A 1,084-nucleotide genomic window follows, 5' to 3' on the forward strand; every position below is an offset into this window, starting at 1 on the left:
CTCATGGGGTGCTTCCGGTGGGCGCCGCCCCCACCCCGCCGACACCCGCGCCCACAGGAAGCACCCCATGAGCAGCATCAACCAGACCGCGCACCAGCTCGCGGCCGCCGGCGTGTCCGTCATCCCCGTCGCCCCCGGCACCAGCAAGCGCCCCCACGGCTCGTGGAAGCAGGCGCAGACCACCATCGCCACACCCGCCGAGATCGACCAGACGTGGACCGGCGACACCCCCTTCGGGCTCGGAATCGTCACCGGCGCCGTCTCCGGCAACCTCGAGATGCTCGAACTCGAAGGCCGCGCCATGAACCGCCTCCCCGAGCTCGCGCAGCTCGCCCAGGACTCCGGCGTCGGCGACCTCTGGGCCCGCGTGTCCACCGGCTGGCTTGAGCAGTCACCCTCCGGCGGCATCCACTGGCTGTACCGCACCGACCGGCCCGTCGTCGGCAACACGAAGCTCGCCGCCGACCCCGACCACCAGACCCTCGCCGAGACCCGCGGCGAAGGCGGCTTCGTCGTCGCCGCGCCCACCCCCGGTGCCTTCCACGACACCGGCCGCCCCTGGCTCCGCATCGCCGGCGGCCCGGACAGCATCCCCACCCTCACCGACGACGAGCGCGGCACCCTCCACGCCATCATCGGGACCCTCGACGAGACCCCCGCCCCCGAACAGGCCGCGACCCTGTCGGCCACCTGGACGGCGACGCCCGCGAACCGCGACGGCGACGTCACCCCCGGCGACGACTACGAAGCGCGCACCGACTGGGCCGACATCCTCACCCCCCACGGCTGGACCCTGATCTTCGCCCGCGGCACCACCCGCTACTGGCGCCGCCCCGGCAAGGACGCGGACATCTCCGCGACCACCGGCCACGCCCGCGACCGCGACCGCCTCTTCGTATTCACCACCTCCACCGTCTTCGACTCCGAGACCCCCTACACGAAGTTCGGCGCGTACGCCGTCCTCGAGCACGGCGGCGACCACTCCGCCGCCGCCACCGCCCTCGCCGGATCCGGATACGGCCACCGCGCCGAACTTCGTGTAGGGGGTCTCGGAGTCGAAGACGGTGGAGGTGGTGAATACGAA

Annotated in this window: 1 protein-coding gene; it reads left to right on the forward strand. The window is 72.8% G+C overall.

Translation table 11 applies throughout. From position 1 onward, the window contains the following. Window positions 1-67: 67 nt before the first annotated feature. The coding region (locus C5C30_RS17275) for a bifunctional DNA primase/polymerase (RefSeq protein WP_181131626.1) at window positions 68-1,084 on the forward strand (1,017 nt) is incomplete at its 3' end.

The sequence above is a fragment of the Rathayibacter sp. AY2B5 genome (assembly GCF_002931645.1).
In the GTDB taxonomy this organism is placed as follows: domain Bacteria; phylum Actinomycetota; class Actinomycetes; order Actinomycetales; family Microbacteriaceae; genus Rathayibacter.